This is a genomic window from Schaalia sp. Marseille-Q2122, from assembly GCF_903645355.1.
GTDB lineage: Bacteria > Actinomycetota > Actinomycetes > Actinomycetales > Actinomycetaceae > Pauljensenia.
The window spans coordinates 141,994-161,095 of sequence record NZ_CAHJXR010000003.1; the positions used below are offsets into that span (position 1 = coordinate 141,994).

Annotated in this window: 13 protein-coding genes, 4 tRNA genes and 1 pseudogene; 14 read left to right on the top strand and 4 right to left on the bottom strand. The window is 60.6% G+C overall.

Annotated features, from left to right (window positions below; genetic code table 11):
* Positions 1-158: 158 nt before the first annotated feature.
* The 3 genes from HWX48_RS03125 to HWX48_RS03135 all read left to right on the top strand — a co-directional run bounded on the left by HWX48_RS03125 (position 159) and on the right by HWX48_RS03135 (position 5,564).
* Entirely contained in the window at positions 159-1,658 is a 1,500-nt protein-coding gene (locus HWX48_RS03125; RefSeq protein WP_175954583.1) for an FAD-dependent oxidoreductase, read from the top strand.
* Positions 1,659-2,657: 999 nt separating this feature from the next.
* Entirely contained in the window at positions 2,658-3,530 is an 873-nt protein-coding gene (htpX, locus tag HWX48_RS03130; RefSeq protein ID WP_175954585.1) for a zinc metalloprotease HtpX, read from the top strand.
* Positions 3,531-4,958: 1,428 nt separating this feature from the next.
* Complete coding sequence (locus tag HWX48_RS03135; RefSeq protein WP_217701577.1) at positions 4,959-5,564, top strand: hypothetical protein; 606 nt, start codon at positions 4,959-4,961, stop codon at positions 5,562-5,564.
* Between the two features lie 366 nt (positions 5,565-5,930).
* On the opposite strand, the gene HWX48_RS03140 is transcribed toward HWX48_RS03135, so the two are convergent.
* Positions 5,931-6,434, bottom strand: coding sequence for a YajQ family cyclic di-GMP-binding protein (locus tag HWX48_RS03140; protein ID WP_175954588.1), 504 nt, complete (start codon positions 6,432-6,434; stop codon positions 5,931-5,933).
* A 104-nt stretch (positions 6,435-6,538) separates the two neighbouring features.
* Between HWX48_RS03140 and HWX48_RS03145 the strand changes: the two genes are divergently transcribed.
* The 5 genes from HWX48_RS03145 to HWX48_RS03165 all read left to right on the top strand — a co-directional run bounded on the left by HWX48_RS03145 (position 6,539) and on the right by HWX48_RS03165 (position 8,618).
* A tRNA-Tyr gene (locus HWX48_RS03145) sits at positions 6,539-6,620 on the top strand.
* A gap of 100 nt (positions 6,621-6,720) precedes the next feature.
* A tRNA-Thr gene (locus tag HWX48_RS03150) sits at positions 6,721-6,793 on the top strand.
* 28 nt (positions 6,794-6,821) lie between these two features.
* A tRNA-Met gene (locus HWX48_RS03155) sits at positions 6,822-6,898 on the top strand.
* Between the two features lie 56 nt (positions 6,899-6,954).
* Positions 6,955-7,125, top strand: a complete 171-nt coding sequence (gene rpmG, locus HWX48_RS03160) for a 50S ribosomal protein L33 (protein WP_175954590.1) — start codon at positions 6,955-6,957, stop codon at positions 7,123-7,125.
* Positions 7,126-7,535: 410 nt separating this feature from the next.
* On the top strand, positions 7,536-8,618 hold the full coding sequence (locus tag HWX48_RS03165) for a UDP-N-acetylmuramate dehydrogenase (RefSeq protein ID WP_175954592.1): 1,083 nt from the start codon (positions 7,536-7,538) through the stop codon (positions 8,616-8,618).
* A gap of 22 nt (positions 8,619-8,640) precedes the next feature.
* Here HWX48_RS03165 and HWX48_RS03170 read toward each other — a convergent pair.
* From HWX48_RS03170 to HWX48_RS03180, 3 genes and pseudogenes are all read right to left on the bottom strand, one after another.
* Positions 8,641-9,697 (bottom strand): annotated as a pseudogene (locus tag HWX48_RS03170) (adenosine deaminase).
* 104 nt (positions 9,698-9,801) lie between these two features.
* The gene (locus tag HWX48_RS03175; RefSeq protein WP_175954594.1) at positions 9,802-10,599 is read right to left on the bottom strand and encodes an alpha/beta hydrolase; all 798 of its coding nucleotides are present in this window, start codon (positions 10,597-10,599) and stop codon (positions 9,802-9,804) included.
* Between the two features lie 107 nt (positions 10,600-10,706).
* Complete coding sequence (locus HWX48_RS03180) at positions 10,707-11,864, bottom strand: pyridoxal phosphate-dependent aminotransferase (protein WP_175955022.1); 1,158 nt, start codon at positions 11,862-11,864, stop codon at positions 10,707-10,709.
* 768 nt (positions 11,865-12,632) lie between these two features.
* Between HWX48_RS03180 and HWX48_RS03185 the strand changes: the two genes are divergently transcribed.
* From HWX48_RS03185 to HWX48_RS03210, 6 genes are all read left to right on the top strand, one after another.
* Positions 12,633-12,708 (top strand) — tRNA-Trp (locus tag HWX48_RS03185).
* A 57-nt stretch (positions 12,709-12,765) separates the two neighbouring features.
* Positions 12,766-13,059: a preprotein translocase subunit SecE gene (gene secE, locus HWX48_RS03190; protein WP_175954596.1), complete on the top strand. Its 294-nt coding sequence runs from the start codon at positions 12,766-12,768 to the stop codon at positions 13,057-13,059.
* A 191-nt stretch (positions 13,060-13,250) separates the two neighbouring features.
* On the top strand, positions 13,251-13,985 hold the full coding sequence (gene nusG, locus HWX48_RS03195) for a transcription termination/antitermination protein NusG (RefSeq protein WP_254872957.1): 735 nt from the start codon (positions 13,251-13,253) through the stop codon (positions 13,983-13,985).
* 614 nt (positions 13,986-14,599) lie between these two features.
* Entirely contained in the window at positions 14,600-15,031 is a 432-nt protein-coding gene (gene rplK, locus HWX48_RS03200) for a 50S ribosomal protein L11 (RefSeq protein WP_124869589.1), read from the top strand.
* 74 nt (positions 15,032-15,105) lie between these two features.
* Positions 15,106-15,822 (top strand): 50S ribosomal protein L1, encoded by a 717-nt coding sequence (gene rplA, locus HWX48_RS03205; RefSeq protein ID WP_175954598.1) that lies wholly within the window; start codon positions 15,106-15,108, stop codon positions 15,820-15,822.
* Positions 15,823-16,237: 415 nt separating this feature from the next.
* Positions 16,238-19,048: a CshA/CshB family fibrillar adhesin-related protein gene (locus tag HWX48_RS03210; RefSeq protein WP_175954599.1), complete on the top strand. Its 2,811-nt coding sequence runs from the start codon at positions 16,238-16,240 to the stop codon at positions 19,046-19,048.
* Positions 19,049-19,102 lie beyond the last annotated feature (54 nt).

The window sequence follows — 19,102 nt, forward strand, 5'->3', positions numbered from 1 at the left end:
GCGTTGTGATGTTAGGGCGGGGGTGGCTCACACCATGACGGTGGGACTGCAACAGCGGGGGATAGCGGCGCTAGAATTACCGAAGTATTGTTATGCAAAAATCCCCGCAGCTTAGCGGAACGACTCATTCGCCCGTGCGAAGAAAGGGGAGTGCCGACGTGAGCACTCTGAACGTGGCCGTCATCGGCGCAGGTCCGGCTGGTATTTACGCATCCGACATCCTGTCCAAGTCGGGCCTGGACGTCAATATCGACCTCTTCGAGCGCCTCCCCGCCCCCTACGGCCTCGTCCGCTACGGTGTCGCCCCCGACCACCCCCGCATTAAGCAGATCATCGTCGCCCTGTACAAGATCCTCCAGCGCGGCGACATCCGCCTTCTGGGCAATGTCGAGGTCGGCCGCGACGTCACCGTCGAAGACCTGCAGGCCCACTACGACGCCGTCATCTTCGCCACCGGCGCCGACCGCGACGCGCCCCTGCCGATCCCCGGCATTGACCTGCCCGAATCCTACGGCGCAGCCGACTTCGTGTCCTGGTACGACGGCAACCCCGACTACCCTCGTCAATGGCCCCTCAATGCCAAGGAAATCGCGGTCATCGGCGTGGGCAACGTGGCCTTGGACGTCGCGCGCGTCCTCGCCAAGCACCTGCCCGACATGATGACCACCGAAATCCCTGAGAACGTTGCTGCGGGCCTGGCAGAAAACCCCGTCACCGACGTGCATGTCTTTGGCCGCCGCGGCCCCGCGCAGGTGAAGTTCACCCCCCTGGAACTGCGCGAACTGGGCCACGTACCCGATGTTGACATTATCGTCAGCGAGGAAGACTTCGACTTTGATGAGGGCTCGCAGGAGGCACTGCGCAGCTCCAACCAGCAGCGCCAGGTCGTCAAGACCCTCACTAACTACGCCTCCATTGATCCTGAGGAGCGCACCGCGTCGCGCCGCATCCACATCCACCTCTTTGAATCGCCCGTCGAAATCGTGCCTGATGAGGACGGCCACGTGAAGGCTCTGCGCACTGAACGCACCGAGCTGACAGGGGATGGCAATGTGCGTGGCACCGGCGTCATCACCACCTGGCCCGTGCAGGCCGTGTACCGAGCCGTCGGTTACTACTCCTCGCCCATTGACGGTATCCCCTTCGATACTGTGCGTGGTGTGATCCCCAATATTGAGGGCCGCGTCGTCGCTGAGGTGGGTTCAGAGCAGACCCTCAATGGCGTCTACGCCACCGGTTGGGTGAAGCGCGGGCCTGTGGGCCTCATTGGCTCGACGAAGTCTGACGCGCAGCAGACGATTGCGCACCTGGTGGAGGACGCGCAGGCGGGCCGCCTGGCTGCGACCACCAGCGATGTTGGCCACGAGGCGATGGTGGCTTTGTTGGAGGAGCGCGGCGTGGCCTACACGACCTGGCAGGGCTGGGAGCTGCTTGATGCTTATGAGCAGGCTCTGGGCGCCGAGTACGGCGAACTGCCTGGGGATCGCGGCACCCGTGAGCGCATCAAGGTCGTCTCCCGTGAGGCCATGACTGCGATCTCTCGCGGTGAAGAGGTGACTGCGGACCTCATCGGTGAGCCCGGCGAAATGGGCGTGCCGGGGGCTGTGGAGCGCTTCGGCGATCACTACACCGGTCCTGGTTCCACTCGTCATCAGTGAGTGAGTCGAGTGTGATGTCCAGGCGCTAGGCTGCCTGGGCCTGAGGCTGCCTGGGTGTGACGCTGTTTGGGCCTGGTGTTGGATGGCCTCTGGTTGGGATGCCGGGTGTTGGATGGCGGAGCTGTTCAGGCTGTCTGGGGTTCTTGTTTCTTCAGCTGCTCGGGATTTGTGGGTGCCAGGCGGGGTGTTTTAGCGCCTGTGGGTATGTATGAGCGCTGTTGGTACGGCTCAGCGCTGTTGCTACGGCTCAGCGCTGTTGGTCTGGGGTATGCCATGTACCGATGGCGCTCATCCCTACCATTAGTGCTGGGACTCAGCTTGTACTGCTCAAGCACTGCCTTGAGGACTCTCATCCCTAGCCATTAGTGCTGGGACTCAGCTTGTAGTGCTCAAGCACTGCCTTGAGGACTCTCATTCCTACCATTAGTGCTGGGACTCAGCTTGTAGTGCTCAAGCACTGCCTTGAGGACTCTCATTCCTACCATTAGTGCTGGGACCCACCTCTGGCAGGAGGTATGCCTCTGGCGCTGGGGTATACCGAAGGCTCTGGGGCATACCTCTGGTTGGGATGCCGGGTGTTGGATGGCGGAGCTGTTCAGGCTGTCTGGGGTTCTTGTTTCTTCAGCTGCTCGGGATTTGTGGGTGCCAGGCGGGGTGTTTTAGCGCCTGTGGGTATGTATGAGCGCTGTTGGTACGGCTCAGCGCTGTTGGCCTGGGGTATGCCATGTACCGATGGCGCTCATCCCTACCATTAGTGCTGGGACTCAGCTTGTAGTGCTCAAGCACTGCCTTGAGGACTCTCATCCCTACCATTAGTGCTGGGACCCACCACTGGCAGGAGGTATCCCACTGGCGCTGGGGTATACCGAAGGCTCTGGGGCCTACCTCTGGCTGTGGGTGTTGCTGCTGCGGCCTTTTCCTCGTTCGGGGTTTCAATCGCGGTCTCAAGATGCTCTAAGGGGCGATCCCGGCTACGGTGGAGGCATTACTGAAAGGATGATGATGGGACACGGTCATCACAATGGCCTCAAGACTGCCTTCCTCTTTGGCGGTCTGTGGCTGATTCTCTTAGCAATTGGTGGAATTATCGCCCAATCAACTGGGCGTCCAATTTTCCTTTTTGGTTTTGCTCTTATTGGTTTGGGGACGACCTTCTATTCCTATTGGAACTCTGCGACCTTGGCCTTGCGCTCAATGAATGCCTATCAGGTGTCCGAGGCTGAGGCGCCCGCACTCCACAGGATTGTCAATGAGCTGTCCGCTCGCGCTGGTCAGCCCGCTCCGACTATCTGGATTGCTCCGACGCAAACGCCCAATGCGTTTGCCACTGGTCGTAATCCGCAAAATGCTGCCGTGTGCTGCACGGAGGGTATTTTGCAGCTTCTCAACGAGCGTGAGTTGCGTGGCGTTCTGGGCCATGAGCTGATGCACGTCTATAACCGTGACATTCTCACCTCTTCGGTTGCTGCTGCGATTGCTGGTTTGATTACCTCAGTGGCGCAGGGGTTGATGTTTTTCGGTGGAGGTCGCCGTGATGAGAACTCGGTGAATCCTTTGGTCATGCTGCTGATGGCCTTTTTGGCGCCCATTGCGGCGATGCTCATCCAGTTCTCGATTTCTCGCACCCGCGAATATGACGCCGACGAGGACGGCGCCGCCCTCACTCAGGATCCCTTGGCCTTGGCTTCTGCTTTGAGGAAGTTGGAAGCCGGTACGGATCATGTGCCGCTGGCTCCAACACCTGCCCATCAGAATGTCGCGGCGATGATGATTGCCAATCCGTTCCGCAGCGCGGGGCTGCGTAACCTTTTTGCAACGCACCCGCCCATGGATGACCGCATTGCTCGCCTAGAGAAGATGGCGGGCTACTGAGCCTCTGGCGGAGATAACGTTACATCGCGGATACAACAACGCTTAGTGGATGCAGGGAACTGTGCACGCTAAGCGTTGTTGTATCCCTGCCATATGTGCAGTCCTTTTCTTATGCTGATGCCTGCAGAACCCCATCGGTGCATCTGGTCGCTGTTGGTAGCTTTGGGTGCTTTTGGTGCGTGGTATACCACCTACCTATGGCGCTGTGCCGTACCGTTAGCGCTGTGCCGTACCGATGGCGCTGATCCGTCCCCTAGGTGCCAGCCTGTGCCCTGGGTGCTGTTTCCTCCCCAAGGGTGTGTCATTTCGTAGTTGCACTGCCTTGTCGTTACAGAGCTCCATCGGTGCATCTGGTTGCTGTTGGTAGCTTTGGGCGCTTTTGGTGCGTGGTACACCACCTACCTATGGCGCTGATCCGTCCCCCAGGTGCTGATCCGTCCCCTAGGTGCCAGCCTGTGCCCTGGGTGCTGTTTCCTCCCCAAGGGTGTGTCATTTCGCAGCTGCACTGCCTTGTCGTTACAGAGCTCCATCGGTGCATCTGGTCGCTGTTGATAGCTTTGGGCGCTTTTGGTGCGTGGTATACCACCTACCCATGGTGCTGATCCGTACCGATGGTGCTGATCCGTACCGATGGCGCTGATCCGTCCCCCAGGTGCCGGACCAGCCTGTCTCTGCAGAGTCACGCTTCAACATGGGCGCCGGTCTTTCCTAGGGCAATTGGATGCAAACTGTGTATTTCTTCGTGTGGGCAGAGTGTCTGGTGAGCTTCTTCCCCATAGGTCCGGGCTAGGAAAGGCTGTTATCCACAGGCCCTGACCTAAAAATGCGTTATCCACAGGTCCCAATTTGTCACTAGGGCACAGCAATAAACGCGGGCAAGCTAAAGGGAAGGAGCTGTGCGAAGGAAAGGGAGGATCGATGCAGTCATTAGGGAATGTGCAGTCTAGTGACGCTGTCATGTACGGCGATAGGGACTTGATTCTGAGTGCTGAAAAGGACATTCGTGAGATCAGTGCGCAAATGTTGGTCACGGATCACTCGAGTTACCCGCGTCTGCGCAGGGAGGTGAGATCCGGGCGTTACCTGCAGATTCGAAGTGGTTTCTACCTGGATCGCCAGTGCCTGGAAGGTGAAGCATCGGAGTGGATGGTCCATCGGCGGATTGCAATTGCACGTCATATCGCCCACTATCCAACGCATCGTCATATTGAAGCTTTTACGCATCAATCAGCGCTGCTTCTTCGTGGGCTTCCGGTTCTCAGGCGTCCTGGGGGGATTCATGAGCGCCGACAAAGACAACAAGGACGATCTGCCTCAGAGTATCCAGCCGTCCGAATGGGGAGGCAGACTCTGTCCCCTCCCGGTCGTGTCGTCGTTCATAGCGGCGAGGCTGTCGGTGATGAGTTTGAAACCATAGGCGGTCTGCCAGTGACGACTCTTCGTGAGACGGCACGAGACATTTTGATTTTTAGCCCTCCGGCTGTGGCGGTTGCCGAGGTGTCCATGTTGCTGCGATCGGTAACGGGTTACAGTCGTTGGCAGAGGCAAGATTCTGAGTCTCGTGCCTCGTCCTTCCGGGCGCTTGTGGAACGAACGATTGACGAGGCTGAGTCGGTGAAGAGCAAAAGGAGAGCGCTGGAGTTGCTCTCCATGTGTGATCCTGCCTGCGAATCGATAGCTGAGGCTTATTTTGCCTGGTTTCTTCACGCTTTCAACGCGCATCCATGGAAGACGCAAGTTGAGATTCTGGCTGATGGTTCGTTGTTTGTTGCCGATTTCTGCTTCCCCGATCAGAAGGTCCTTGTCGAGATTGAGGGGTTCACCAAGCTGGGAGCAGAAAGGAAGGAGATTGGTCGGAATCTTGATGCGCTCATGCAGCGAAGCAACCTGCTGAGTGCTCAGGGCTGGAACGTGATTCATGTTCCAGCGCAACAGATTTTCGTGGACCCCATCGCTCTTTACACGCACTTGCGTCAGGTTGCGGCGGGTATCTTCGCTATGCGGCCTCCGCAAAAGTGGTTATTGCGCACTTGAGCGTCCTGCGACCGGCATTGCTGGCTCGTCGCCAAGTGCTGAAGGGCATGAATGAGCGTGAATGGTACGTCCTGGCGTCATTGGTACGAGGTATACGCCGTACCAGTGGCGCTGAAACGTACCGGTGGCGCTGAAACGTACCGGTGGCGGTGATGGTGGTGACGTATTGATGACATCGAGACGCGCTGATGTCTGGATCTGGCTGGTGTTGCGCGAGTGGCTGATGCTCAGCTCATCGCTGTTGGTATGGTTCGGCGCCTTAGGTAGATGGCATATGCCGTACCTAAGGCGCCGAAACGTACCGGTAGTGACGAGGCGTGCCTATGGCACTGCCCCTCCACAGAGGTGCGGACCTTCTGGGTGGCCTCAGCGGTAGTTGACGAACTGCAGGGCGGCGTCGATATTGGCACCAGCTTCGCCCTTGAGCAGAGCGATAACAGCCTGTAGGTCATCGCGAGACTTAGAGGAGACGCGCACCTCATCGCCCTGAATCTGAGCCTTAACGCCCTTGGGGCCCTCATCGCGGATAAGCTTTGTGATCTTCTTCGCAACCTCTTGGCTGAGGCCCTCGCGTAGGGGTGCGACCAGCTTGTAGATCTTGCCCGATGCCTTCGGCTCGCGGCCTTCTAGGTCGAGGGCCTTGAGGGAGACGCCGCGGCGGATGAGCTTGGTTTCGAGCACATCGAGGATGGCCATGACTCGTTCTGGGGAGTTGGCTTCCATCTCGATGGAATCGCCGGAGAGGCGGATTGCAGCGTCGACATTTCGGAAGTCGTAGCGCTGGGCGACCTCCTTAGCAGCCTGGTTGACTGCGTTGTCGACCTCTTGGCGGTCAAGCTTGGAGACGATATCAAATGAAGAATCGGCCATTTTTCAGCCCTTTCTGGCGGTGTGTTGCAGTGCACGTCAAATCTGATTGGCGTTTGGCGTGTAGACCCTGCTATTGTTTCATGTCGTCGCCGAAACGGCGGCATGGCGGGATTCCCGAGTGGCCAAAGGGATCTGACTGTAAATCAGACGCGGAATGCTTCGGGGGTTCGAATCCCTCTCCCGCCACTGATCTTGGATGACAATCTGGGATCAAAATGACGTGAGTTTCTTCTCGCTCAAACCGATTTGCAAAGCAGATCGAAAGTGATGTAAGGTTCTCGACGTTGCCCCGATAGCTCAGTCGGCAGAGCATCTCCATGGTAAGGAGAAGGTCAAGGGTTCGATTCCCTTTCGGGGCTCTGGTCGCGGCACGAGCCGCGCCGCTGCGGCGGGGTAGCTCAGCTGGTCAGAGCGCACGACTCATAATCGTGAGGTCGCGGGGTCGAGCCCCGCCCCCGCTACCAAGCGTCTCTAAAACAAGGTCGCGCATCGACCACCTAAGCACAAGTGAGGGACCACCGTGGCAAGCAAGTCCCAGGACGTTCGCCCGAAGATCACGCTGGCCTGCTCAGCGTGCAAGGAGCGTAACTACATCACCAAGAAGAACCGTCGTAACACGCCGGATCGTCTGGAACTGCAGAAGTACTGCCCGCGCTGCCGTCAGTCCACGGCACACCGCGAGACCCGCTGATTGCAGTCTTAAGAAATACCCCGAGGAGTTCACTCCCCGGGGATTTTTCTTACCCGCCCGCACCTCGGCCACTCCTTAGCCCGCCACCCCTTAGGCTCCCGGCCCACTCACCCGCCCGCACCTCGCCCAACCCTAGTCCGGTAGGGCCATCCCTTAGGCGCACCCACCCACCCAGCTGCCTGACCTCCTCCTTCCACCGCCCACCCAGCTGCCTGACCTCCTCCTTCCACCCACCCACCCAGCTGCCTGACCGCCCTCCTTCCACCCGCCCACCCACTAGCTCGCCCGACGCGCTGACAGCTCAACTGAGTGAGCCTCGTTTAGTGATACGGTCGTAATGATTCCCGCGCGCATCCGCCTCCCGTAGGTGCGGCATTGCGGGCCCAGTAGATGTAGAAAGAGCGATACCGATGACGGCACTTCAGGGTTACACCCTTGCGGACTTGACGACCTTCCGTGTGGGCGGTCCGATTGATCGTTTTGTGCGCGCCACCTCGGAAGAGGAGATGATCGCCGAGGTCCGCGAGGCTGACGCCGATGGTACTCCGCTGCTTGTGATCGGTGGCGGTTCGAACATTTTGGCCTGTGATAAGCGTTTTGAGGGCCTGGTTATTCAGGATGGCCGGTGTGAGATCACGGTCGTTGAGGATGGGCCGACGGTGTGCGTGCGCGCTACTGCGGGGACCACCTGGGATGTGTTGGTGGCCTGGACGGTGGAGGAAGGCTTTTCTGGACTGGAGGCTCTTTCGGGGATTCCAGGTACGGTGGGTGCCTCGCCGGTGCAGAACATTGGCGCTTATGGTCAGGATGTCAGCGCGACGCTTAAAGAGGTGCGCGCCTGGGATCGTGACGCTCGTCGGGTTGTGACGCTCAGTCGTGAGGATTTGCAGCTTTCCTACCGTCATTCGGTGCTGAAGGAATCGCTGACGACGCCGCAGCCGTCGGGCCGCGTGTATGGACCCACCGGCCGTTGGGTGGTGTTGAGCGCGACCTTCGCCTTGCCGCGCTCGGAGATGTCGGCGCCGGTGCTCTACGGTGAACTTGCCTGTCATTTAGGCGTTGAGGTGGGCGAGGTCGCTCCTGCCGCGAAGGTTCGTGAGGCTGTGTTGGCTTTGCGTCGGGGCAAGGGGATGGTGCTTGATTCGGCAGATCATGACACGTGGAGTGCGGGTTCGTTCTTCACGAATCCGATTCTGTCTGACGAGGCCGCTGCCGCTCTTCCGGAGGGTGCACCGCGTTTCCCTGCGGGGGATGGTTGGGTGAAGACCTCGGCCGCGTGGCTGATTGCTCACGCTGGCTTCCCGAAGGGCTTTGCTGTAGAGGAGGGGGCGCCGGCGTCCTTGTCGACGCGGCACGTGTTGGCGTTGACGAACCGTGGTGGGGCGTCGTCGAGGGACGTGTTGGCGCTTGCTCATCGGGTGCGCGATGGGGTGCGCGAGGCCTTCGGCGTGGATCTGGTGCCTGAGCCTGTCACGGTGGGGGTCACCTGGTAGCTCCGGGCACCCTCACGGCCACCTACACAGTGGGCTCTGTCTCCAGCCACGCATCAATCTGAGCGTGCCAGCGTGCCTTTGATGATTCCTCAGCTAGGGAAGCGCTAATCGACGAGTGCGCCAGACCGGCCAGGGAAGCGTCGCTCAGCCCATGCACGTCGCGGGCTGCCGCATACTGGGCGAGCAGGCGCGAGTGGAAGAGCAACGGGTCATCCGCACCCAGGGCAATCTCCGCCCCGGCATCAATCAGCAGATTAAGCGGCACATGCCCCAGGTCGTGATACACCCCAAGCTGCACATTCGACGTGGGGCAGACCTCGAAGGCCACGCCCTCGTCAACCAGGCGCCGCAGCAGGTCGGGGTCTTCGGTGGTGCGCACGCCATGCCCCAAGCGACGGGGCGCGAGGGCGGCGACGACCTCGCGGACGGAGTGCGGGCCCAGCAGCTCCCCGCCGTGGGGCAGGGAAGCCAAGCCCGCCTGGCGGGCAATACGGAAGGCCGCCGAGAATGCGGAGGTTTCCCCCATGCGCTCATCATTGGAGAGGCCAAAGCCGACGACCTCGCCAGCGCCGCTCCCGGCGTAGCGTGCGGCCAGGCGCGCCAGGGTGCGGGCGTCGAGGGGGTGGCGGATGCGGGAGGCGGCGACGACGATCGCCACGTCGACGCCGGTATCGCGGGAGGCGGCTTTGGCCTCGTCGAGCACGATTTCGAGGGCGGGGGTGATGCCCCCAACCCAGGGCGCGTAGGAGGTGGGGTCGACCTGCATTTCCAGGCGGACTGACCCCTCCAGGGCTTCGTCCTCGGCGGCCTCGCGGACGATGCGACGCATAGTGGCTTCAGAGCGGACGAGGGCGCGCGCCGAGTCGTAGGAGCGTTGGAAGCGGAACCAGCCGCGCGCGTCGGCAGGGACGGTCAACGGTCCAGGTCAAGCAGATGCGGAGGCAGGCGAACGCCCTGCTCGATGGCCATTTCCACCAGGGTCTGCGGGCGCATCGCGCCGGTGAAGTGCAGGTGCAGGTGCGCCTTGGGCAGGGCGCGCAGGTCGCGGCGGCCTCGGGTGTGGGCGGGAGGGTGAGCAGGGGGACTCGCGGGGCGGGGGCCTCGTGGCGGCGGGTGAAGCGCGCGGAGGCTGGCCAGTGGTCGGGGGTGCGGCGTTGGGGGGATGCAGGCGTGTGGGTCACTGTCAGTGCTCACCTAGCCACAGGACGATGTCGCGCATGAGCATGGGGCCTTCGGGCTCGTTGAGGACCTCGTGACGGGCACCGTCAATGATCCTCAGGTGAATGTCGAGGCTGGGGTGGGCGTCGCAGGCGCGGGTGACGAAGAGTTCGGAGCCGGCGGGGTCGGTGAGCTGGTCGTCACTGCCGTGCATGATGAGCATGGGTATGCGCGCCATGGCGGCGTTATTGAGGGTTTGGTAGCCCTGGACGGTCATGGTCGCGCCGGTCAGGAGTGGTACAGAGCCCTTGTAGGTGAGGGGGTCGGCGTCGAAGGCTTCCTCGACAGCCGGGTCGCGTGAGAGGAGGCCCTCTCGTCGGGGTGCTGCAGGGGCTGCGGGGGCCATGCGCGCAGCAGGCAGCAGGGCTTTCGCGGCGGCGAGGGGCATGTGCGGCAGGGGGTAGAAGGCCGGGCCGGTGAGGACCACGCCGCGCAGCTGCGTGGGGTCAAGCAGGCTGGAGGCCGCGGTGATGAGGCCACCCATGGAGTGACCGAAGAGGAAGAGCTCGGGTGTGCGCGCATTGACGAGGGCGTCGCGGCGGTGTTCGACGTGGTCGAGGATGAGTTTGCCGACGTCCACGCAGGCGCGCTTGCCGGGGGAGGTGCCGTGTCCGGCGTGGTCGTAGAAGCAGGTGTCGTAGCCCGCGTCAACGAGGGCGTCAGCCAGGTGCATGAAGCGGCCGGAATGTTCGGCGTAGCCATGAGAAATAAGGACTGTGCCCAGGGGGCTGTCAGTGTCTGCGAGGCGCCAGCGGATCTCCATGAACTTATTCTACCTATGACAAAACGTTGGGTCCCCTGCCGACCGCAGTGATGATGCGGCGGGCAAGGGACCCAGCGTTTCAGCGTGTGTGCTCAGGTTGAGCAACCTCAGGCGAGCAGCTCCTGGATGCGGCCCACGCCCTCAATGAGGTCCTCGTCGGAGAGGGCATAGGACAGGCGCAGGAAGCCGGAGGGGCCGAAAGCCTCGCCGGGCACGACAGCAACCTCAACCTCGTCGAGGATCAGGTCGGCGAGCTCCGCGGAGGTGGTAGGCACCTTTCTGCGGATCTCACGGCCGAGGACGGCCTCGACGGAGGGGTAGGCGTAGAACGCGCCCTTGGGGACGGGCACCTCGAAGCCGTCAATCTGACGCAGCATGTCAATCATGGTGCGGCGGCGGCGGTCGAAGGCAGTGCGCATCTCAACAACGGCATCCATCGGCGAGGTGAGCGCCGCGAGGGCGGCCTTTTGCGCGACGTTGGAGACGTTGGAGGTCAGGTGGGATTGGAAGGAGGTGGCGGCCTTGATGATGTCACCCGGGCCGATCATCCACCCCACGCGCCAGCCGGTCATGGCGTAGGTCTTGGCCACGCCGTTGAGGACGATGGTCTGGTCGGCGAGCTCAGGGACGAGGCGCACGATGTGGGCGGGGGCGGCGTCCTCGTAAAGCAGGTGCTCGTAGATTTCGTCGGTGATCACCCAAATGCCGTGCTCAAGGGCCCACTGGCCGATGGCGATGACCTCGTCGGGCGTGTAGACCGCGCCGGTGGGGTTGGAGGGCGAGCAGTGCAGGAGGATCTTGGTGCGGTCGGTGCGCGCTTCCTCCAGCTGCTCAACGGTCACCTTGTAGTCGGCGTCCGCACCTGCGAAGACGGGCACGGTGACGCCGCCAGCCAGGGCGATGGCCTCGGGGTAGGTGGTCCAGTAGGGGGTGGGCAGGAGGACCTCGTCGCCCGGGTCGATGAGGGCGGCGAAGGCTTGGAAGACGGCCTGCTTGCCGCCGTTGGTGACGAGCACCTGGGCGGGGTCGATCTCGTAGCCTGAGTCGCGCAGGGTCTTAGCGGCGATGGCGTCGCGCAGCACTGGCAGGCCTGAGGCTGGCGTGTAGCGGTGCATGGCGGGGTCTTTGGCGGCGGCCACGGCGGCCTCGACAATGTGGGCGGGGGTTGCGAAGTCGGCACCTGCGCCAAAGCCGATGACGGGGCGGCCGGCGGCCTTGAGGGCCTTGGCCTTGGCGTCGACGGCCAGGGTGGCGGAGGGAGTGATGGCAGCAAAGCGTGCGGAGACGCGAGAACGAGGTGAGTGGTCACCTGTCTATGGTCGCATGGGGTGGCGGGGAGACCGGGCCCGTATTGCGGGAAGGGGTGAGGCTGGGGAGGTTTTGTGGCTGCGGGTAGGGTTTGGTGCTGCGGGTGCGGTTCAGCGCCGTGGGTAGGGTTTGGTGCTGCGGGTGCGGTTCAGCGCCGTTGGTAGGGTTTGGCGTTGTTGGTAGGGGGTATGCCATGTGCCGGTGGCGCTCATCCGTACCGATGATGCTGGCCCATACCGGTAGCGCCGGGGTGTGCCAATGCTGCGGGTGCGGTTCAGCGCCGTTGGTAGGGTTTGGCGTTGTTGGTAGGGGGTATGCCATGTACCGGTGGCGCTCATCCGTACCGATGGTGTTGGCCCATACCGGTAGCGCCGGGGTGTGCCGGTGCTGTTTGGCGAGGTGTCTGCCGTGCGGAGCTTGGGTGCACCGGTTGCTGCTTGGGGTGTTGTTGTGGGTACAGTTCGGCGCCGTGGGTAGGGTTTGGCGTTGTTGGTATGGAGTATGCCATGTACCGGTGGCGCTCATCCGTACCGATGGTGTTGGCCCATACCGGTAGCGCCGGGGTGTGCCATTACTTTCCGACGAGGCGCCCGCCGCAAGAGTTTCGGGGGCAGCGGAGTGTTTGGACAGTGATGTGTGTCCCTTAAATGGGGTCAGTTGGACATTCGGCCAGGGATTCCCCTAGACTCTATCGAGCTGGTTCAAGATGATTCTTGATCGAGCGTAGGGCAGTGGCGCAATTGGTAGCGCACCGGTCTCCAAAACCGGCGGTTGTGGGTTCGAGTCCCGCCTGCCCTGCCAGTCATATCTAAGCGAGTGTTCATTGTAGAGACGCTCACGACGACACGGAGGAATGCCATGACTGAGGCTCACGCTGGTGATGCACCCGTGCGCAAGGACCGCACGAAGGCTGCTCCGACCCGCACTCGCGCCGAAGCTGAGCATCCCATTGAGGAAACTCCGAATTTCTTCCGTCGTATTTGGCTGTTCCTGACCCAGATCGTTTCCGAGCTGAAGAAGGTCACCTACCCGACGTCGAAGGAAACCTGGACGTACTTCGTGGTCGTCATCGTTTTTGTGGCGGTCATCATGGCCTACACAGGACTTCTTGACTTCGCATTCGGTAAACTGAATGCATTGGTCTTCGGCTGAACGCCAAAAAGACACCGCCTACAGGACACTGTAGGCGGATTTTTTTCCATAATTTCACCCCATCTGTGGTGGGGAACGGGCGGCCACCGGCAGGGGGCTTGCACGGCTCGGGCTCGCGATTCTCACGCGCGAGCTGAACTAGGAGGGTAACTGTGAGCGAAGAGTTCATGGCTGAGGAAGCCGTTGAGGAGATGCTTGACTCTGTCGAGGAGGCGACCGAGGCTGAGGCGACCGAGGCTGAGGCTACCGAGGCTTCGGTTGACGAGGCTGTAGCTGAGGAAGCTGTCGCTGAAGAGACCGTCGTCCTCGAAGAGGCTGCGATGGATCCGGTGGAGAAGCTCCGTATGGACCTCATGCTCCAGCCGGGCGAATGGTACGTGCTGCACACCTACTCGGGCCACGAGCGTAAGGTCAAGGCCAACCTGGAGCAGCGTATTCAGACCCAGAACATGGAAGAGCAGATCTACCGTGTTGAGGTTCCTGACGAGTACGTCATGGATTTCCGTGGCTCGCAGAAGAAGCGCGTGCGTCGCGTGCGCATTCCTGGCTACGTCATTGTCTGCATGGAGTTCACTGAAGAGGCTTACCGTGTCGTGAAGGATACTCCGGCTGTGACGGGCTTCGTGGGCGACCAGCACAATCCTGTGCCGCTGACCATTGACGAGGTTGTCATGCTGCTGACCCCCAATGTCATGGAGGAAGCTGCTGTCGAGGCGAAGACGGGTCCTGCGCCTGTTCAGGAGATCGAGGTCAACTTCGAGGTGGGCGAGGTCGTCACCGTTATTGATGGCCCCTTCGAGGCGATGTCGGCTGTTATTTCAGAGATCATGCCTGAGACTCAGAAGCTGAAGGTGCTTGTTACCATCTTCGAGCGTGAGACTCCGCTGGAGCTTTCCTTCGATCAGGTGGAGAAGCTGGAGAAGTGATTCTCTGAGGAGAGCGTCGTATGTGATGCTCTTGTCGTGTGCTCTTGCCTGGGGTTTCTGCGTGTGAGCCTTCTGCTTGAGCCTGATACTGACTGAGGTTGTGCCCCCGGATGCGATCGCATTCGGGGGCATAGCTGTATTGAGTGTGCGCAGCTGTATGGAGGGAGCGCAGCTGTATTGAAGGGGCGTTGTGTGGAGTGGAGTTGTTGGGCCTTGCCTGTCGCGGGCTTGCGGCGGGCGGTAGGCGTGGTTGTGGTGCACTTGTTGCATGAGGTGACGCTTATACCCGTCACCTAAGGTCGCAACTGCTCCTTTGCGCAACAAGTGTCACGTAATTGCGGTGTCGTCGTCTTCTGGCGCCCTGCCTCTGCCTGTCGGGGAGGTATTTTCGGGGCCATTTGCCGACGCTGGGCGGACATTCTGCCCAGTAACGTGATGTCGCGCACCCGGACTTGGGGAGAGTGTGGGGTGCGCGGTAAGATGACCATTTGTGTATGGCACCAGTGTGCCTTGCGTGCTTTCGTTGTTTGACGAGGGCGACGCGGGCGGCTGGCTATGCATAGTGTGCTGCGGTATCCGCCGTGGCATGGAAGTAGAAGAAAGACCCGAATCACATGGCACCTAAGAAGAAGGTCACCGGCCTGATTAAGCTGCAGATCCCTGCAGGCGCAGCTACCCCTGCTCCGCCTGTTGGTCCCGCGCTTGGTCAGCACGGCGTGAACATTGTTGAGTTCACCAAGGCCTACAACGCTGCGACTGAAGCCCAGCGTGGCTCCATCATCCCCGTTGAGATCACGGTTTACGAAGACCGCTCCTTCACCTTCGTTCTCAAGACGCCTCCGGCTGCTGAGATGATCAAGAAGGCTGCTGGCCTGCAGAAGGCTTCGGCAACCCCCAACACTGTCAAGGTTGGCTCGATCACCCGCGCTCAGGCTCGTGAGATCGCTGAAGCCAAGATGGTTGACCTCAACGCAAATGACCTCGATGCGGCTGAGAAGATCATCGCTGGCACTGCCCGTTCTATGGGCATCACCGTCGAAGACTGATCTCGACCTCATCAACCCCCAAGTGGTAGGGCATGCGCTGCCCGGATTACCACGACTGCAAGGAGATAAGCAGAATGCCTAAGCGCTCTAAGAGCTACCGCGCCGCCGCGGAGAAGATCCACGCCGGCGAGATCTACGCTCCCCTGGCCGCCATGCGTCTGGCCAAGGAAACCACCGTCACCAAGTTTGACTCGACTGTTGAGGTCACCTTCCGTCTGGGCGTTGACCCTCGTAAGGCTGATCAGATGGTTCGTGGCACCGTCACCCTGCCGCACGGCACCGGCAAGACCGCTCGGGTCTTGGTCTTTGCCGTTGGCGAGCGCGCGCAGGAAGCCCTTGACGCCGGTGCTGACGAGGTCGGCGGCGACGAGCTGATCGAGAAGGTGGCCGCTGGCTACACCGACTTCGATGTTGCTGTTGCTACCCCCGACCTCATGGGCAAGGTCGGCCGCCTGGGCCGCGTCCTCGGTCCCCGTGGCCTCATGCCTAACCCCAAGACCGGCACCGTGACCATGGATACCGCTAAGGCTGTCCGTGAGATCAAGGGTGGTCGTATCGAGTTCCGCGTCGACAAGCATGCCAACCTGGCATTCATTGTTGGCAAGGCTTCCTTCACTTCTGAGCAGCTCACCGAGAACTACGCTGCTGTTCTCGAAGAGGTTCTGCGTCTGAAGCCGACCGCCGCTAAGGGTCGTTACATCATCAAGGGCACCGTGGCTACCACCATGGGTCCGGGTATCCCTGTGGATGTTACGAAGACTCGTAACCTCACCTCTGAGGATGCTTCCTGATTTCAGGTTGCCCTATAGGGTGTTGAAGGCGCCGCTCCCCTGCGTGGGAGCGGCGCCTTCTTGATTGATGGAATATTGGTGGCTGTGGGGGAGGGGATGCTGAGCTGTGTTGAAGGATCACCACAGGAAATTCAATAGTTAGACAGAATGGTACAATCTACCGATTGTGTAGAAAGTCATATCGGGATATTGAGGATCGATCATTGCGGATTTGTCAGCATTTTTCCAGGCTATTCAGCTTTATCTGATTGCGCACCTAAAGGGCCCTGGGAAAAAAGTGAACTTCACCACTTGTTTTAGATATTGCTGGTCAATAAGATGACGCTATTCCATCAGCATCAGATGAGCAGGACCGTGTGCTTGGCGCATGCGTTGACAACGAACCCTGCCTAGATTTCAAGTAGGAAGGGGAAGAGTGAGTCCTGTCAAAAGGCGCTCATCATTTGCCTTCCTTATCGCAGCCGTCAGTGCCGCCGTCCTGACACTCAATACTGTTCAGGCACAAGGCCTCACGGGCACCACTGATGATTCTTCCACCACTGATGCAGAACACGCCGTCGCGACAGAATCAGTAGCCCATCCTGACCGCGAGCAGTCCAGCGAAATGCCGCATTCGAATCTTCCCCAACCTCACACCTCTGAGACTGCGGATAATGGTGCGGAAGATCCTCAATCCGATCCTGAGAGGAAAGAATCGGATCCCACGTTAGAGACGGATAAAGAGGGTATTGCTCCGTCCGACCCTGAGGGTATTTCACCTCAGCCAGCACCAATGCGCACCGCTCTGCGCGCAGCAACCAATAATGCTCCGACATCGGCAGATGCCAACGATCCCTCAATCCCCGAGGCACTCTTCGCCAATAATGGCTCTGGCCGTTTCAAGGACCTCATTCAGTGGATGCAGTGGGCGAATCGCGATGATTACGACGCACAAGGTGCCCCCCGCTTCCCGGGGATCCCTCAGAACGATATTCGCAACCACATTGATCCTCGGACCATCGTTCTTGATCCCGGATATGCAGGCGATGCCTCCCACGCTGCCCGTACCCCTGTAACCTCTCAGACTCGGCATAACCGTAAGGACGTCGGTCAGGACTATCGAGTGGTGACAAGCTGTGTGGTCCGCAACCTCAGCCACGCCGCCACGAGTTCAGCAATATCCGTTCGGAAGACCGCGCCCCTTGTCGCATCAGTCCCAGGTGCATGGCATCGTGACTTTCTCGATAACCTCTACAGCGTTGGCGGTTTCAACGCGGCCAATCAGCTCGTCATTGGCTTGGCAAACGTCTCCCCCAACCAAGTGGGCTGGCGACCCGGCGATGGCTCAACCCCAAGTTTCGATCTGTCCTGTACAGCAGCAGTGTGGAGCAAGACCGGTCAGAATCGTTACGGCAATCCCCGCTCCTTCCCCATCGACGGGCTTGTCTTTGCTGATGCTGAGACTGCGAGCAACGGTATTATGCGTAGCGGCGCCTCCGTCTCTGAACGAGTCCAGGTGACCACTGCCGCTGATGTGCAGTGGCGCGTCCTCGATCAATTTAGGAGCCCCTTCTGCGTTCCGCAGGCGGGGCAGATGCCAGTCTTGCCCTCGCCAAACAATCGGGAGGGCGCGACCTCGTCCTTTGGTATCTTGACCGCCTCCTCGCAGACGAGTCAGAAGACCCTTGTCATCCAACCCAATGGCCCCGAATGCTTCGACCCGGCGAACCGAGCCTCTGACGTGACCAACCCCGGTGCTGTCCTCTTCGCAGAGGGCGTCACGAGCGCGAATGTGCTGCTGCACGGCACCGGCGCTCAGGCGGTAGCGGTCGGCGTCATGGTGCCCTCCGACTTCGGTGATGCGCCGGCCTCGTATGGCAATCCGGTTGCCTTCTACCGCCCCGACTGGGGTACCCATACGCTCGTCGAGGGAACCAACGACCTGGTTTACGGCATCCAGAGCGCCCCCGAAAGGCAACCCGCGACATTCCGCCTCGGCGCTGACACGAGCAACGACAACGCTGAGAAGCACAGCGTCGGAGCGGATGCCGACAGTGGTGACGACGCTTTGAGCGCCAATGATCTTCAACTTGTCGCCCTTCCTGGTCTTAACCTCTCTCGCACTGTCTCCTGCGGCGGCAATGGGATCGTCGCTGGCTGGATTGACTGGGACGTGAACGGCACGTTCGAGGACGCAGAAAAGAGCAATCAAGTCCGCTGCACCAATGGTTCAGCGACGCTGACGTGGGCCGTGCCCAGGAACGTCAAGCGCGCTGTGCGCAACGAGGTTGACACGCCCAATAGCGTTTCCTACCTTCGTTTGCGAACCGCTGATAGCCAAGATGCCTTCCTTCCCGGTGACGGGGCGCTTTCCCCCATTGACCCCACGGCAAGCGGCGAGGTTGAAGACTACGCAGTCGAAATCTTCGCTCCTATGCTGAAAACCGTGGTCGAGGTTGTTGATCCGCATCATTACGCTGATCGCCTTGAGTCGCCGAGTTCTTGGACTGTGAGAGCCATCCCTGTTGGTCAGCATCAGCCGGTCCACCGCCTGTCAGGCTCTGGCGGATTTGACTGGACTCACGCGCAATTCCTGATGTACGCCCTGTCCTCGAATGGACCGGGCAACCGTCCGGTTCCCGGATACACCACCGAAGGATGGCGCTGCAGCGTTCGACTCGATTCGCGCTATCCCCAGGGCGTCACGCCGAGCTTCGAGCTCAACCGAAAGTCCTCGCGTCTGTGGATGAAAGCTCCAGACAGGATGATCTGCACCATCCAGTACACGCCGACTCCTGCGGTACTGAAGTGGTCGAAGATTTCCGCCGACGGAACAGCCCTTGCTGGTTCGCAATGGTCCCTACAACGGCCGAACAATGCCCAGGCCGTCACCATCACGGATTGTCGCGATCAAACATGTTCCAACCAGAACGTTGACTTTGTTGATCGTGACCCGCGCCCAGGGTATTTCGACATTGGGAACTTGGCCTGGGGCAGGTATGTACTTACTGAGAGTAGAGCTCCTGCGGGGTATCAACTCCGTACGCAGGAAGAGAGCGTCACTTTCAGTGGACAAGTCCTTGAAAGGGACTTTGGAGGAATCGTCAATGAGCTGCGTGAGCCCGTGGCTATTCCTCTCACTGGAGGCACTGCCTCCGTCCTCTATGTGGCCGGTGGCCTCATGGTCACTCTACTGTCCGTGGCTGGTGGTGCAGCCGTGGGACGCTGGGGCCGCCATGCCGGATAGATCACCGATCTTCACGACACGTGACTACTGAATCCACAACCCATCACACTGGCG

Coding starts and splice junctions, on each gene's coding strand:
- htpX (WP_175954585.1), top strand. CDS start 2,658: ATGATGGGACACGGTCATCACAATGGCCTCAAGACTGCCTTCCTCTTT.
- HWX48_RS03140 (WP_175954588.1), bottom strand. CDS start 6,434: ATGGCCGATTCTTCATTTGATATCGTCTCCAAGCTTGACCGCCAAGAG.
- HWX48_RS03165 (WP_175954592.1), top strand. CDS start 7,536: ATGACGGCACTTCAGGGTTACACCCTTGCGGACTTGACGACCTTCCGT.
- HWX48_RS03175 (WP_175954594.1), bottom strand. CDS start 10,599: ATGGAGATCCGCTGGCGCCTCGCAGACACTGACAGCCCCCTGGGCACA.
- secE (WP_175954596.1), top strand. CDS start 12,766: ATGACTGAGGCTCACGCTGGTGATGCACCCGTGCGCAAGGACCGCACG.
- nusG (WP_254872957.1), top strand. CDS start 13,251: ATGCTTGACTCTGTCGAGGAGGCGACCGAGGCTGAGGCGACCGAGGCT.
- rplK (WP_124869589.1), top strand. CDS start 14,600: ATGGCACCTAAGAAGAAGGTCACCGGCCTGATTAAGCTGCAGATCCCT.
- rplA (WP_175954598.1), top strand. CDS start 15,106: ATGCCTAAGCGCTCTAAGAGCTACCGCGCCGCCGCGGAGAAGATCCAC.